14 protein-coding genes are annotated in these 13,301 nt (G+C 52.9%); 5 read left to right on the forward strand and 9 right to left on the reverse strand.

From position 1 onward, the window contains the following. Window positions 1-205: 205 nt before the first annotated feature. Window positions 206-1,432, forward strand: a complete 1,227-nt coding sequence (gene pepT, locus AC6I8N_RS08475; RefSeq protein ID WP_021185635.1) for a peptidase T — start codon at window positions 206-208, stop codon at window positions 1,430-1,432. Window positions 1,433-1,483: 51 nt separating this feature from the next. On the opposite strand, the gene AC6I8N_RS08480 is transcribed toward pepT, so the two are convergent. The 8 genes from AC6I8N_RS08480 to rluE form a co-directional block, all read right to left on the reverse strand. Beyond that, complete coding sequence (locus AC6I8N_RS08480; RefSeq protein WP_208725260.1) at window positions 1,484-2,605, reverse strand: ribosomal protein uL16 3-hydroxylase; 1,122 nt, start codon at window positions 2,603-2,605, stop codon at window positions 1,484-1,486. Window positions 2,606-2,662: 57 nt separating this feature from the next. After that, window positions 2,663-4,123 (reverse strand): two-component system sensor histidine kinase PhoQ, encoded by a 1,461-nt coding sequence (gene phoQ / locus AC6I8N_RS08485; protein ID WP_021185637.1) that lies wholly within the window; start codon window positions 4,121-4,123, stop codon window positions 2,663-2,665. Window positions 4,124-4,126: 3 nt separating this feature from the next. Continuing rightward, window positions 4,127-4,795, reverse strand: coding sequence for a two-component system response regulator PhoP (phoP, locus tag AC6I8N_RS08490; protein ID WP_021185638.1), 669 nt, complete (start codon window positions 4,793-4,795; stop codon window positions 4,127-4,129). A 104-nt stretch (window positions 4,796-4,899) separates the two neighbouring features. Continuing rightward, entirely contained in the window at window positions 4,900-6,270 is a 1,371-nt protein-coding gene (gene purB, locus AC6I8N_RS08495; protein ID WP_021185639.1) for an adenylosuccinate lyase, read from the reverse strand. 48 nt (window positions 6,271-6,318) lie between these two features. Further along, window positions 6,319-6,960: a high frequency lysogenization protein HflD gene (hflD, locus tag AC6I8N_RS08500; RefSeq protein WP_497830492.1), complete on the reverse strand. Its 642-nt coding sequence runs from the start codon at window positions 6,958-6,960 to the stop codon at window positions 6,319-6,321. A gap of 34 nt (window positions 6,961-6,994) precedes the next feature. Next, window positions 6,995-8,107: a tRNA 2-thiouridine(34) synthase MnmA gene (gene mnmA, locus AC6I8N_RS08505; RefSeq protein ID WP_497830493.1), complete on the reverse strand. Its 1,113-nt coding sequence runs from the start codon at window positions 8,105-8,107 to the stop codon at window positions 6,995-6,997. Window positions 8,108-8,145: 38 nt separating this feature from the next. Further along, the gene (locus tag AC6I8N_RS08510) at window positions 8,146-8,622 is read right to left on the reverse strand and encodes an NUDIX domain-containing protein (RefSeq protein ID WP_497830494.1); all 477 of its coding nucleotides are present in this window, start codon (window positions 8,620-8,622) and stop codon (window positions 8,146-8,148) included. Between the two features lie 16 nt (window positions 8,623-8,638). After that, entirely contained in the window at window positions 8,639-9,292 is a 654-nt protein-coding gene (gene rluE / locus AC6I8N_RS08515; RefSeq protein WP_497830495.1) for a 23S rRNA pseudouridine(2457) synthase RluE, read from the reverse strand. Window positions 9,293-9,423: 131 nt separating this feature from the next. Between rluE and icd the strand changes: the two genes are divergently transcribed. Further along, window positions 9,424-10,674, forward strand: coding sequence for an NADP-dependent isocitrate dehydrogenase (gene icd, locus AC6I8N_RS08520; RefSeq protein ID WP_013508701.1), 1,251 nt, complete (start codon window positions 9,424-9,426; stop codon window positions 10,672-10,674). Window positions 10,675-10,739: 65 nt separating this feature from the next. Then, the gene (locus AC6I8N_RS08525) at window positions 10,740-10,985 is read left to right on the forward strand and encodes an antiterminator Q family protein (RefSeq protein ID WP_497830674.1); all 246 of its coding nucleotides are present in this window, start codon (window positions 10,740-10,742) and stop codon (window positions 10,983-10,985) included. Window positions 10,986-11,291: 306 nt separating this feature from the next. Here the strand turns inward: AC6I8N_RS08525 and AC6I8N_RS08530 are convergent, their stop codons facing one another. Continuing rightward, on the reverse strand, window positions 11,292-11,477 hold the full coding sequence (locus AC6I8N_RS08530) for a ribbon-helix-helix protein, CopG family (RefSeq protein ID WP_208725265.1): 186 nt from the start codon (window positions 11,475-11,477) through the stop codon (window positions 11,292-11,294). Window positions 11,478-12,126: 649 nt separating this feature from the next. On the opposite strand from AC6I8N_RS08530, the gene AC6I8N_RS08535 reads away from it, so the two are divergent. Both AC6I8N_RS08535 and AC6I8N_RS08540 read left to right on the forward strand, forming a co-directional pair. Continuing rightward, window positions 12,127-12,756 carry a hypothetical protein gene (locus AC6I8N_RS08535; protein ID WP_497830496.1) on the forward strand — a complete coding sequence of 210 codons (630 nt, stop codon included), beginning with the start codon at window positions 12,127-12,129 and terminating at the stop codon, window positions 12,754-12,756. 329 nt (window positions 12,757-13,085) lie between these two features. Beyond that, window positions 13,086-13,283: a DUF6404 family protein gene (locus AC6I8N_RS08540; RefSeq protein WP_021185645.1), complete on the forward strand. Its 198-nt coding sequence runs from the start codon at window positions 13,086-13,088 to the stop codon at window positions 13,281-13,283. The last annotated feature ends 18 nt before the right edge of the window (window positions 13,284-13,301 follow it).

The raw sequence follows: 13,301 nt of genomic DNA on the forward strand, positions 1-13,301 counted from the left end.
ATGTTTCAGCGAGGAATTACCTTGAAAAGTCTGAAAAAAATCGGAGTATGCTGTACGGACACACGCTGGCAGGGAAGTCATCTTTCTTTATTTGATGATTAAGCAAATCATCAGGACAGGACTAACCTGATGGATAATGATTTGACGCAACATCGCGTCACCAGCGACCTATGATAATAATGCAGGTTCTTTAGAGGGATGACCGATGGATCAATTACTTGAGCGCTTTCTCAGTTATGTGGCGGTAGAAACCCAATCAAAACCGCAGGCACGACAGGTGCCAAGCAGCGAAGGGCAGTGGACGCTGGCACGTCAGTTACAGGAAGAACTGCTGGCTCTGGGTTTTGTTGATGTGACTTTAAGCGACCATTGCTGCGTGATGGGTACCTTACCGGCGAATGTTGACTGGCCGACCCCGGTGATTGGCTTTATCTCGCATATGGACACCTCGCCGGATTTCACCGCGAAGAATGTCAATCCGCAGATTATTGAGAACTACCGTGGCGGCGATATTGCCCTCGGCAATGGGGACGAAATTCTTTCGCCAGTGATGTTCCCGATATTGCATAAATTGATTGGTCATACGCTGGTTACTACCGACGGTAAAACCCTGCTGGGTGCCGATGATAAGGCCGGGGTGGCGGAAATAATGACGGCGATGGCGCGCCTTGCCAAAGGGGATATCCCGCACGGTGCGATTCGTGTCGCCTTTACGCCGGATGAAGAGATTGGTCGTGGTACGTCGTACTTCGACATCGAGAATTTTGCCGCCGACTGGGCTTATACCGTTGATGGTAGCGACCTTGGCGAATTCGAATTCGAGAACTTTAATGCCGCGTCAGCCGTGGTGAAAATCGTCGGTAACAATGTGCATCCCGGCACCGCGAAAGGCGTGATGGTGAATGCGCTGGAGCTGGCGATGCGTTTCCATGCTGAGGTTCCGGCGCAGGAAAAACCCCAGTTTACCGAAGGTTATGAAGGTTTCTATCATCTGCACAACATCAAAGGCACGGTAGAACATGCCGAGATGCAATACATCATCCGTGACTTTGACGCCGACAACTACGCGAAACGTAAACAGCTGCTGGAAGAGATTGGCCGTCGGGTCAGCAAGGGATTACACGGCGAGTGTTCGGTAAAAGTCGAGATCAGCGACAGCTATCGCAATATGCGGGAGAAGGTGGAGCCACACCCGCATATTATCGAGCTGGCGTTGCAGGCGATGCGTGATTGCGGCATCGAGCCAAACGTGAAACCGATTCGCGGCGGTACTGACGGTTCAGCGTTGTCGTGGAAAGGTTTACCGTGCCCGAATCTGTTTACCGGTGGCTACAACTATCACGGCAAACATGAGTTTGCTTCACTCAACGTGATGGCCCAGGCGGTGGATGTGATTGTGCGCCTTGCAGCGCTGGTGGCAGAGAAGAAATAACGTCCGTCACGGCGCGTTTATCGCGCCGTGACGGTTCGGTGCATACTGTTGTTAGTCCGCGAAGAACCAGTAGCCACTGTTGACCAGTGCAGCGAGCTGCGCCAACAGCGACGGGTCATCCAACGCAGTACCAAAATCTTCCAGCGTCAACACCTGACGATTGGCCAGCGCCGCCAGCACTTCCGGGTGGCTACAAGCCACGCTTTCACCGTTAACGAACACCACATCACCCAGCGTCAACACACGCAGACCGCCAAGACGGGTCAGGGCGTCCCCCTGTTGCAGGGCGTCGTAGATCTCATCTGGCTGATACGGCGGCTCGGGTGGCGCGATATCCAGTTCGTGACGTGACTGGGAAATAAATTCGCCAAACCACTGGTTAAATTGTTCCGGCTGATTGATCACATCCAACATCGCCGCACGGATGCCTTCCACTTCTGATGGCAGGATTTGCGATGGACAATCACGCGTTGGGACATCGGGATCGCTATAACGATAGCTGCCCAGCTCATGCGCCAGCACATAGTCGGCAAAACCGCTGATCAGTTCACGGCCACTGGGGGCACGGAAGCCTACCGAGTAGTTCAGCGCGTTTTCCAGCGAGTAACCTTCGTGCGGGAATCCCGGCGGAATATAGAGAATATCGCCCGGTTCCATCTCTTCATCGATGATGGCATCAAAGGGTTCCACCTGGAGCAGGTCCGGGTGCGGGCAATGCTGTTTCATCGGCACTTTCTCGCCAACGCGCCAGCGACGACGTCCGGTGCCCTGAATAATAAACACATCATACTGGTCGAAATGGGGACCTACGCCGCCGCCCGGCACGGCAAAGGAGATCATCAGATCGTCAATGCGCCAGTCGGGCAAGAAGCGGAACGGACGCATCAGCGCCGCAGAAGGCTCATGCCAGTGGTTCACCGCCTGCACCAGCAGCGACCAGTTGTTTTCGCCGAGATGATCGTAACTTTCAAACGGACCGTGGCTTACCTGCCATTTGCCGTTGTTGTGGCTCACCAGGCGGCTATCCACCTCGTTTTCCATTGCCAGACCGGCCAGCTCATCAGGAGAAATAGGGTCAATAAAGTTTTTAAAACCACGTTTGAGCACCACCGGGCGTTTTTGCCAGTAGCGCTGAATAAAGTCGGGCCAGTTAAGATCGAGCTGATAATCCATAGAAGGGTTCCGGTTAGGGCCATGAATGCCTGCAAGTATAACAGCCCGCGTGCCGTTCTACTCGCGACGATGTTCAACTTCCTGACGTTGGAAGATGACTTCCATACGGGCACCGCCCAGCGGGCTGGTGGTGGCGATAACCTGACCGGCATATTGTTCCAGAATATCGCGCACCACCGCCAAACCCAGGCCCTGGCCGGGACGCAGCGTATCGGCGCGCTGCCCGCGTACAAAGATTAAATCCCGCTTACTTTCGGGAATGCCGGGACCATCGTCGTCGATATACAGATGCAGGGCTTTGTCTGTCTGGCGCGCGGTGACCTCAATAAACTCCAGGCAATATTTGCAGGCGTTATCCAGTACGTTGCCCAGCACTTCCATGAAATCGTTTTGATCACCGATAAAGGTCAGCTCAGGGGAGATATCGAGGGTGATTTCCACCCCTTTGCGTTGATAAACCTTGTTTAACGCCGAGCACAGGCTGTCGAGCAACGCGGAGACGGAATGGAGGTCGCGCTGCAACGGGTTATGGTCGGCCTGCATGGTGGCGCGATGCAGGTAATAACCAATTTGCTGCGAGATACGGCTGATTTGTTCCAGCATCACCGGTTCGGCTTGTTCCACAGTCAGCTCTTTGCCACTGCGTAGTGAACGTAGCGTACTCTGCAACACCGCCAGTGGGGTTTTCAGGCTGTGGGTGAGATCGGACAGTGTGGTGCGATAGCGCGTATAACGCTGTCGTTCGTTGGAAAGCAGCAAATTCAGGTTGCGAACCAGGCTCTTCAGTTCCTGCGGAGGATTATCATCGAGGTTTTCACGCTGGCTGGTTTCCAGCTCGCGGACCTGAGAAGTGAGATCGCCAATGGGTCGCAGGCTCCAGTGCGCGGCCAGCCACAGTAACGGGATCACCAGCAGCAGATTCGCGGCCAGCACATAGCTAAACCATGACCACACCACATCCGAATGTTGCAGTTCCTGCGGGATCGAATCGACTACCACAATCGTCAGCGCCGGTAAGTTGGTGGTGGCATCGTAGCGATTGACGGCAACCGAGTGGGTAAAGGTGTCGTTGCTGTCGGTATCCCAGGCGTGTAATTGCCTCTGCGCCACCGGGTTATTCCCCATCGCCGCCAGGCTGGTACGATTGCTGGTATCAATTTCGTAAAAATCTGGTTTGAGTAACCACTCGCGCTGAATTTTCTTGCGAATCTCCGGGACATCGCGCTGTTGCCACAGCAATTTGCCGTGTTCATCGTAGATAAACACCAGCGTCGGGAAATTCAGCGTCATGCGCTCAGGCTGAGCAATGGTGAGTTTGTTGTCCTGCCATTGGGCGAGGGTAAAGAACAGGTTGCTCTCGCCTCGCATCACGCGGTAGGTGTTCTTATCAAAACTCACCACATAACCCACCACGGCAACCATGCCGTAGGAGAGCGACAGAAACAACACAATGGCTGCCGTCGCCAGCAAAAAGCGGGCGCGCAGTGAGAAGGGACGCAGACGACGCAACCAGTTCATTTATCAGAGATCGAAGCGATAGCCCTGGCCGCGTACGGTGTTAATCACTTCCGTCGGATAGAGCGCGAGAATTTTTTTACGCAGACGCCCCATCAGCACATCAATGGTATGACTTTCACGCAGTTCGGCGTCGGGATAAAGCTGCAACATCAGCGAATCTTTGCTGACCACTTTACCGGCGTTGCGGATCAGGGTTTCCACGATGGTGTATTCAAACGCCGTCAGTTTGACCTGTTCTTCATTGATGGTCAGCTCGCGACGCGAGAGGTCAACCTGAAACGGGGGCATCGAGATAATCTGGGAAGCATGACCGCTGTTACGACGCATCAGCGCTTGCAAACGTGCTGCCACTTCTTCGATATGGAAAGGTTTGGTGACATAGTCGTCGGCACCGGCTTCCAGCGCCTCCACTTTTGCCTGCCAGCCTTCACGCGCGGTCAGCACCAGAATCGGTTGGCGAATAGCATCACCACGCCAGCGGCGGATCAGTGACATACCGTCTTCGCCCGGCAGGCCGAGATCGACCAGCGCAATATCCGGCACATGCTCCTGGAGAAAATAATCGGCTTCTTTCGCATCTTCTGCGGCATCCACCTGATGGCCCATTTCGCGCAATTGCACGGCGAGATGATGACGCAGCAGCGCATTATCTTCCACAACCAGAACACGCATAGCATTTCCTTACTTTCAACACATTGATGGAGAAAAGTATATGCCAGGTCAGCTAAACCGCAGATTAACGCAGGCGAGCCGCGGCGCGCCTGCGTGGGTGGCGATTACTTCAGGTCGTCAACCATCTGGACCGCACGGCCAAGGTAGTTTGCCGGCGTCATCTGTTTCAGACGCACTTTTTCTTCTTCCGGCAGTTCCAGGCTATCGATAAACGCCTGCATACCGGCCGCATCCACGCGTTTACCGCGCGTCAGCTCTTTCAGTTTCTCGTACGGCTTCTCGATGCCATAACGACGCATTACCGTCTGGATTGGCTCCGCCAGAACTTCCCAGTTGTGATCCAGCTCGTCAAGCAGACGATCGCGGTTCACTTCCAGCTTAGAGATGCCTTTCAGCGTCGCCTGGTAGGCAATCAGCGCATAACCCACGCCAACACCCAGGTTACGCAGGACGGTGGAGTCGGTCAAATCACGCTGCCAGCGCGAAACCGGCAGTTTGCTGGCCAGATGTTGCATCACCGCATTCGCCAGACCGAGGTTACCTTCGGAGTTTTCGAAGTCGATCGGGTTAACTTTGTGCGGCATGGTCGAAGAACCAATCTCACCGGCGATAGTTTTCTGTTTGAAGTGGTTGAGCGCCACGTAGCCCCAGATATCGCGATCAAAGTCGATCAGAATGGTGTTGAAACGTGCGATGCAGTCGAACATTTCAGCAATGTAGTCGTGCGGCTCAATCTGCGTGGTGTAGGGGTTCCAGGTGATGCCCAGAGAGGTAACGAAGGCTTCGCTCAGCTGGTGCCAGTCCACTTCCGGATAGGCAGCGATGTGGGCGTTGTAGTTACCTACCGCACCATTGATTTTGCCCAGCACTTCGATGTTGCCCAGCTGACGCAGCTGACGCTCCATACGGTAAGCGACGTTCGCCATCTCTTTACCCATAGTGGACGGGGTGGCAGGCTGGCCGTGGGTACGCGACAGCAGCGGAATGTCGCGATATTCCTGCGCCAGGCCTTTCACTGCGGCAATGATTTTGCTCCAGTACGGCAGAATCACGTCACGGCGGGCAGTTTCCAGCATCAGCGCGTGCGACAGGTTGTTGATATCTTCGGAAGTACAGGCGAAGTGGATAAACTCAGATACCGCGTGCAGGGCAGGGACGTCGGCCACTTTCTCTTTCAGAAAGTATTCCACCGCTTTCACGTCGTGGTTGGTGGTGCGCTCGATGGTTTTGATGCGCGCTGCGTCAGTTTCATTGAAATTGGCGACGATAGCGTCAAGGAAAGCGTTTGCGTCAGCATCAAATGCAGGAACTTCCTTGATCTCTGCGGTCGCGGCCAGTTTCTGTAACCAGCGAACTTCAACCTCAACGCGGAATTTCAGCAAACCGTATTCGCTGAAAATCGCGCGCAGCGGGCTGACTTTATCGCCGTAACGACCATCGACAGGTGAGACGGCGGTCAGAGAGGATAATTCCATCAGTGCAACTCCTGAATCGTTTAACAAAGCGTAATGCCGGAAAGACGTTTAATACGCCGTTCCCAGCCGGGATAAAATGGTTTTTGCCTCACTCAGCAAACGCTGACGCGAGAACATCAGTTGCAGGCGGCCACCACCGACCTGCTGCCATAATACGGCAGAACGGATACCCGCCAGCAGCGCGGCGCGCACACGGCCCTGAATCTGTGGGCTTTGCAGCACCTGTGGGGAGCCGGTCACCTGAATACGTGGGCCAAGCGGGCTAATCACATCGACATAAATCGCAGCCATCGCGCTGGTGATGGTGTCGGATTCCAGTTCATAGTGCGCCAGTTGGCGATCCAACTGGCTGATGCGCTGGGCCAGGGTGTTCAATGCCTGTTTGTTCCCGTGCAGTTTGCGCTCCAGTACCATCAGGCTCAGGGTGTAACGCGTTAATTCTGCACCGGCACCCTGGCGGCTGCTGCTGTTCAGCACCGCCATTAGCGTCTCCAGCCCGAGCCGCAGGTTGGCCTCATCATTGCCATACACCGCCAGCGTTGAGTCGGGATTGAGATCAAGCAGGCTGCGCAGTGACACGCTCAGCGCGTCATTATTGCAGGTACCCTGATGCGCCAGCTGCTGCACCAGATGCGCAGCCTGGCAGACGCCCGCCAGTGCCAGCGTTATCTCATAATAGTTCTTAGCCACGGTTACTCCTGTATACGCGTCGGCAGCGCCGACCTTAGGCCGCTGCCCAGGGCAGACGCTGTTCAATAATGCCGCCACCCAGGCAAACGTCACCGAGGTAAAACACGGCAGACTGGCCCGGCGTGACAGCCGCAACCGGCTCATCAAAACGCACTTCAATACGGTCATCGCCGTGCGGGAAAATTTCGCACGGGATATCGGTCTGGCGGTAACGGGTTTTCACCGTGCAACGCAGCGGCGCGGTAATCGGTTGACGATCCACCCAATGCAACTGCTGGGCAATCAGCCCCACGGACATCAAACGCGGATGATCACCACCCTGCGCCACAATCAGACGGTTACGGGCGACGTCTTTATCGACCACGTACCAGGGATCGTCATTGCTTTCTTTACGACCACCAATGCCCAATCCTTTGCGCTGGCCCAGGGTGTGGTACATCAGGCCCTGATGCTCACCGACGATTTCGCCGTCAACGGTTTCAATCTCGCCCGGTTGAGCCGGGAGATAGCGACCAAGGAAATCGCGGAATTTGCGTTCGCCAATAAAGCAGATGCCGGTGGAATCTTTTTTCTTCGCGGTGATCAGATCAAGCTGCTCGGCAATGCGACGCACTTCTGGTTTTTCCAGCTCACCCACCGGGAACAGGCTTTGCGCAACCTGCTCATGGCTCAGGGTGTACAGGAAGTAACTCTGATCTTTATTGCCGTCGAGGCCGCGCAGCAGGCGGCTTTGGCCGTCAACATCCTGACGACGCACATAGTGGCCGGTCGCGATAAAGTCAGCACCGAGATCTTCAGCGGCGAATTCGAGAAACGCTTTAAATTTGATCTCTTTGTTGCAGAGAATATCGGGGTTCGGCGTACGACCAGCTTTGTACTCTTCGAGGAAATGCTCAAAAACATTGTCCCAGTACTCGGCGGCGAAGTTAACTTTGTGCAATTTGATACCGAGTTTGTCACATACGGCCTGCGCATCAGCCAGGTCGTCAGCGGCAGTGCAATACTCCTCGCCGTCGTCTTCCTCCCAGTTCTTCATGAACAGGCCCTCGACCTGATAACCCTGCTGTTGCAGTAACCAGGCGGAAACGGAAGAATCGACGCCGCCGGACATACCGACGATCACTTTTTTCTGGCTGTTGTCAGACATGACGCACTCTTGATTACGATAAAAACAGGCGGCGTATTCTAGCACGCGGAAGCCGGGTGCGCACCCTCGTGAAATGGCCACTGGAACGGAGCAACCAGTTGCAGAGGATAGCGTGCCCCCTGTTGCCACAGCCGCACACTTTCCGCCACCAGCGGCGAACGCAGCTTATCGGCGCTGATAATCTGCTCTGGCGTCAGCCACCAGCAGCAATCGATGTCATCGTCATGTGGCGTAGTGGCGACCGTTTCTGCCAGATCCAGGCCAAACAGGAACCGCACAAAAGGCGTATTATCCGGGGCGATCCACTGCTGCACACCGAGAAAATAGTCCGGCGTGGCGGTGATGCCGGTCTCTTCAAACAGCTCGCGTTGTACCGCTTCCAACAGGGTTTCATCCGCTTCCAGATGACCGGCGGGCTGATTCCAGGTAGCGCGGCCATTGACCTGTTCTTCCACCACCAGCAACTGACCTTGTGCCTGCACCAGACACGCCACCGTGACATGAGGTTTAAACATCGATCCTCCCGGATTGTTAACCTGAAGTTATTGAAAATTGTGCGCTGATATCACGCCATTCGCCCGGTGCCAGATTATCCAGCTGATGTTCCCCCAAGGCATAGCGAATCAGGCGCAGGGTAGGGAAACCTATGTGTGCCGTCATGCGTCGCACCTGACGGTTACGCCCTTCATATAAGGTGATCTTCAGCCAACTGGTGGGGATAGCTTTGCGTTCGCGAATCGGCGGCTGGCGTGGCCACAGCCATTCCGGCTCGGCGACGCGCTCGACACCGGCAGGCAGGGTGGGGCCATCATTCAGCGTCACGCCCGCGCGCAGGCGGGATAAATCTGATTCCTGCGGTTCGCCTTCCACCTGCACAAAATAGATTTTCCCGGTCCGTTTACCGGGCTGTGTCAACCGTGCCTGGAGTGCGCCATCATTGGTTAACACCATCAGCCCTTCGCTGTCGCGATCGAGGCGGCCTGCGGCGTAGACGTCGGTGACGGGCACGAAATCCTTGAGCGTCCGGCGTCCGTCCTCATCGCTAAATTGCGGTAAAACATCGAAAGGTTTGTTAAAGAGTATGACGCGTACCGGGCCTTTGGGCCGCGTATCACGGCGGACAGGCTTACGTGCCGGGCCGCTGAATCGTTTATCCTGGTGAATTCGTTGAGAAGTTTTTCGCATGGGCTTTGCAGTCGGTGACAATCAGCGCATTATAACGCGAAACTGCGGTGATTGGCGCGGCGGAAATATTCAAGTAGTATTGACGCGCATCTTACAAATCATTAACAAAAAATCGCTCGAAGGAGAGGTTAATGGAAAGCAAAGTAGTTGTTCCGGCGGAAGGTCAGAAAATCACCCTGGATCAGGGCAAACTGGTAGTACCTAATAACCCGATCATCCCCTACATTGAAGGTGACGGCATCGGTGTTGACGTTTCGCCTGTGATGCTGAAAGTGGTTGATGCCGCTGTGAAGAAAGCCTACAACGGCGAGCGAAAAATTTCCTGGATGGAAATTTACACCGGTGAGAAATCAGTAGAACTCTACGGCCAGGACGTCTGGCTGCCGCAGGAAACCCTCGATTTAATCAAAGAATATCGCGTTGCCATCAAAGGCCCGCTGACTACCCCGGTTGGTGGCGGTATTCGTTCTCTGAACGTTGCGCTGCGTCAGGAGCTGGACCTCTACGTATGTCTGCGTCCGGTACGCTACTACAAAGGCACCCCGAGCCCGGTAAAACGTCCTGAAGATACCGACATGGTGATCTTCCGTGAAAACTCCGAAGATATCTATGCCGGTATCGAGTGGAAAGCCGGTACGCCGGAAGCGGACAAAGTGATCAAGTTCCTGCGTGAAGAGATGGGTGTGAAGAAAATTCGCTTCCCGCAGCAGTGTGGCATCGGCGTGAAGCCGTGTTCAGAAGAAGGCACCAAACGTCTGGTGCGTGCCGCAGTGGAATACACCATCACTAACGATCGTGACTCCCTGACCCTGGTGCACAAAGGCAACATCATGAAGTTCACCGAAGGTTCTTTCAAAGACTGGGGCTACCAGCTGGTGAAAGAAGAGTTCGGTGGCGAACTGATCGATGGCGGTCCGTGGATGAAGTTCAAAAACCCGAACACCGGCAAAGAGATCATCGTGAAAGACGTCATCGCTGACGCCTTCCTGCAACAGATCCTGCTGCGTCCGGCAGAGTACGACGTGATCGCCTGTATGAACCTGAACGGTGACTACATCTCTGATGCCCTGGCGGCGCAGGTTGGCGGTATCGGTATCGCACCGGGTGCCAACATCGGTGACGAATGTGCACTGTTCGAAGCGACCCACGGTACTGCACCGAAATATGCGGGTCAGGATAAAGTGAACCCAGGTTCCGTTATCCTCTCCGCTGAGATGATGCTGCGTCATCTGGAGTGGTTCGAAGCCGCAGACCTGATTGTTAAAGGCATGGAAGGCGCAATCGCCAACAAAACCGTGACCTATGACTTCGAACGTCTGATGGAAGGCGCTAAACTGCTGAAATGTTCAGAGTTTGGCGACGCGATTATCGCGAATATGTAATCTGCCTTAGCGGGTAGAGTGCAAAACGGGAGCCAATGGCTCCCGTTTTTGTTGGTGCGGCATGCATGCTAATCATCTGCTTTGATGTTGATTGTCACCGCTCTGGTCTTGGTATAAGTATTCCTGAAAAGGCCGGTGTCATAACCTGTTCAGAACATGATGCTCTGAACATTGAGACATGCGTAGGCCGACTCAAGAAAAAGCGAGAAAATGAATACCAACTCCTCCTGGACCACTATGTGAAAGATATTGCGAAACGTTCCTCCGGGAAGAAACTAAAGGTCACTGAGGGAATCATGAGGAGGGAATAACAAACCGTACAGATTATTAACAAACCTTTGAAGACTGGCAACCAGGACATTAATTTGATCGTGTCTCGCATTCATTTTCACGGTCTGTAGTGCAGCTATTGACCACTTCATTCGTCGTGTTAGCAAAAGAAAAGCCAATCCCGATATATCCACCGTGTTTCAGGGGATTTTTGTTATCAGCGTGATAAGCGTCATTACTACGCAGGACTACTTATCATCGTAAAGCTAAATATTTTTCCATTGCTTTTAATGCCAGAAATAGCCTCTAACCAGGCCTTGGGGTTTTGAATTAAATAATTTCGTGGCTTAACTTTTTTGTGACCCATCATAGTTCATTATTGCATCGGCAATGATTGTCCCTTGGGAAACACCCTTCTCCCGGGCCAGTAACTCTATCTTCTCGATGGCAGTCAAAGAGAGTTTATAGGTTTTAGGTTTAAATCCACGCTTCTCATCGCTGCGTTTCTGAATGCTACTTGCTGATTGAATCATATTATAACCCTTATGAGGTGGCGCGAAATCAGGCGGTAATCATTATCAGTTAGATTGGCTTAAAACATCATGGCGATGCCTATATAAACCATCCCAGGTGAGACCTAACTATAGCTTTCAAATTTAGAATTAGCTTGGCTTTAATGAGGTTTTGTTGATGAGATTTATTGCTGTTAAAAATCTATTTTTTCAATAATGTGCGTGATTGTTCTCTTAATCACAATTTCTAAAAACATCATTAATGTTGTAAGTGTTAAGGGCCAAAGGAAGAAGACTTAAGTTTTCTTCCGTAATTCATAAGCCCCTGTGGTTGACGAACTGAGAAATTAATTGCCGGTGCGCGTCGGGGTTTTCATTATCAGAGGGCACATATGTGTGCTCTTGTTCATTTTTACCCTTTAATAACTAAGCCAGTGTGAGTGACGTACATAAGCAACGCTGAGGTAACTATTCTTTGATACTACAGACAGCACCGATCGTAACCACGGAGGTTAGAGGCCATGAAAATGTCAGCAACTGGCTGCTCCTGAGTCTGTCACTCAAACACAAGATACTTTTGTTACAAAACGCCGTCACGGAATGCTGATCTTCAGGGTGCAGATGCGTTACCCTCTTGGCCCTCTTTGAGTTGTTGCGTAGGTATGCTGTTTTGAAACGTTGGGTTTTACTGATTTTTGCTTTTGTTTTATCAAGTTGCACCGGACACGGTTCAACGGAGACGGTACTGAAATCTGAACAGCCGTCAGGTCTCTTACTCAAGAAAGATGATCCCTATGTGCCGCTGGAAAGCGCTGATTTGAGTAAGTTGCCGACCGAACTTGAGCCAGTTTCCCGAGAGATAATGACATTGAATCCCATGATAAAACTCTCAGCGAAAAGAAATCCGGCCGAGGCAAAAGTCATGACTCCCGCGGAGTTTCCGGTTTCACTCCTTTTCAGCTCAGTAGAAACAGACATTTCGAATTGCGAAAGGTACAGCCAGGGCAAAATACGTCTGCAATGCCGGAACCTTGCCTACACGGCTGTTCGTGATTTCGTGTCGATGATGCGCGACAGTCGAATAAACGCCTATCTCAAGCAGGCCGTGATAGATGACCTTAAAAGCGATCATTATCTGAACCTGTTTAACGCCTCCCGGTTAGCGTATGAAGTGGCGGAGAGCTGTAAGCAGAAGCACCAGGGCGGCTATGTGCGCCTTTACTGGCACGCCGTGCCGTGCAATGGTCAAGGCGATAAACTGTCTTTCATGGATGCCCGTCGCAAAAAGTTGATTAATTAATCCAGTCCCCATGTCATGGTGAGCCTCTGACAGAATGACCACACTTTTGAGTAAAGTGATAATTATTTAGCTAATAATAAGCATGGCAATAAAAGTTAAGTTTTTAGCGCGGTTTTTTGAGATGATTCTTATGCCCCTTCAAGAGCTAAGCCATTGCGAGTGCCGGAGATAAGCGCCGGGTGGGGCATTACCTCTTCTCGGGCGATGCGACAAATCGCGCCGCCACGATCCATCCGCAAAATTTTGAGCCAGTTAACATACACAGACAACATTTCGTGTCATCTCGCGTACAAACCGCTATCGTCAGCGCTCATCTAAAGGAGGGTACGATGCAGGGCGTGATGAAATTTGTTAAAGGCTGGCTGCTGTTTTCGCTGCTATGGGGCATTTTTATGTGGTTCGTCTCCTGGCAGAGTCAAGGCAAAGAACCTGGCATGGCGGTAGTCATGAGCCTGTATGCAGGCTTGATCTACCAGGCCTTGATAACCATGGTGGCGCGCTATAAGGCACGTAAATCACAGGCATAATTGTTCGCATCTGCTCAA

The sequence above is a fragment of the Pantoea sp. X-Soil-TKNS-1279 genome, assembly GCF_059730565.1.